2 protein-coding genes and 1 pseudogene are annotated in these 1,632 nt (G+C 71.3%); all 3 read right to left on the bottom strand.

The window, feature by feature from the left end; genetic code table 11:
- Nucleotides 1–206 precede the first annotated feature (206 nt).
- Nucleotides 207–548, bottom strand: coding sequence for a hypothetical protein (locus E6R60_RS36395; protein ID WP_136331012.1), 342 nt, complete (start codon nt 546–548; stop codon nt 207–209).
- A 12-nt stretch (nt 549–560) separates the two neighbouring features.
- Entirely contained in the window at nt 561–1,070 is a 510-nt protein-coding gene (locus tag E6R60_RS36390) for a hypothetical protein (RefSeq protein WP_136331011.1), read from the bottom strand.
- Between the two features lie 78 nt (nt 1,071–1,148).
- Nucleotides 1,149–1,632 (bottom strand): annotated as a pseudogene (locus tag E6R60_RS36935) (transfer protein); the annotation flags it as partial.

Genomic DNA, 1,632 nt, shown 5'->3' with positions numbered 1-1,632 from the left:
TCGGTCCTGCTGATCTCTGCGAGGACGGTGGCATTGGCCGCGTCCAGGCGGGTGTCGAGGTTGTCGGGCGTGGTCATCGAGTCCCTTACGTGACGGGGTCGGACGAAGGAAGTACGGGGTCGGCCGACCCTCCGGCCGGAGGGTCGGCCGACCCCGTGTCGGTGGTCAGCCGAGGTGCGTTTGACCGTGTCGGCTGGACCTGGGCGCTAGGCCGCCGCGTCGGCGCCGACGTCGAACAGGCCGATCTGCATCTCCGCGAGTTCCCGCGAGCGCTGCTCGTCGGCGCGCACCTGCTCGGCGGCGAGCGCGGCCCGCCAGCAGGACCAGCACCAGGGCCGCAGCTGATCCAGCGGCACGGCCGCGTTCTGCGCGTCGGTGGCGTGCGGGGTCTGCGGGGCGGCCATCAGGGGCTTGTTCTTGCCGCTGCTCATGGCGTTGCACTGCCCATCGGCATCCGTGTGGGTCTTGCCGCAGGCGCCACGGCAGGCGCAGTGCTCGCCGTGGGTTTCGAGGACGGAGGCCAGGACGTTGTCGCGTACCTGCTTCATGGTCGTTTCCCCTTAGCCGTCGAACCGGTTGGTGGTGCGGGCGATGACGCCGCGGGTGTGCGTGTTGATCTCGGTGTTGTCCTGGACGACCGTGCCCTCGTAGTGGTTGTGGATCACCGGGGGAGCGGCCTGTACGACTTCCTTGGCCCTGCGCGCCAGGCGGCAGAGCGCGAGGACGACGAACGTGGGGGCGCCGAGGACGACGCCGCAGACGACCGGGTCGGCGTACTGGGACAGGTACATCAGGATTCCGCCGGACACGCTGACCATGGACACCGCGCCTCCACCGGCGAGCATGAGGACGCTCGCGTCGGTGGCGCCCTGGCTCATGGGCGTCCGGCCGGGCTGCGCCTGCGGCGGGGCGGTGCCGACGGTGGGGGCGGGGTTGGGGTCCTTGTAGAAGGTGGCGAGGGGAACGGTGTGGCTGGTCTGGCTGTAGCCCTCGGCGATGAGGCGGGCGGCTTCGGCCTCGGCCTCGGCTTCGCTGAGCACACGGCCGGCGGGGCGGTCGGGGTGGTTCACTGGAGTCTCCTTCTTCTTTGCGATGGGGAAGGGGCCGGGGCCCGGAGGCGGAATCTCCAGGGCCCCGGCGTGCAGGTGTCAGTCCGCGAGAACGGGCACGATCAGGCCGGTGCCGTCAGGGCGGGCGAGCTTTCCCTTGCTGCGCAGGGTGCTGATGTTGGTGCGCACGGAGGCTCGGGCGACCCTGCGGCCGCCGTCGGCTTCGAGCGCGGCCACGAGGTCGACCTCGGTCAGCCCGCCCGGCGGTAGCGCGGCAAGGATGCGCTGGGCGGTCGACATCCGGGAGGTGTCGGGCTCCGGCTCCGGGGCGGGCACCGCCGACGAATTGCCTGCCTGACCGCCCTCAGCGGCCGCCTCCCGCTCTTTCGCGCTCACGTACTCCTCCAGGTCGATCGCCTGGCCCGGAGGCGCGTGATCGCCGTACAGGGCGAGGATCACCGGGTCGAAGCCCGGTGTCGGAGCGACGCTCCCGACGACGAACGTGCGCGCCATGCTCGTGGGGCGGATGCCGGTGAGGTGGTAGAGCATCCCCTGGCTGTTCACGTCGTCCTCGTTGTCGGCC

This window comes from Streptomyces sp. A0642 (genome assembly GCF_004795105.1).
Lineage (GTDB): Bacteria > Actinomycetota > Actinomycetes > Streptomycetales > Streptomycetaceae > Streptomyces.
This window is presented reverse-complemented; position numbering and strand designations above follow the sequence as displayed.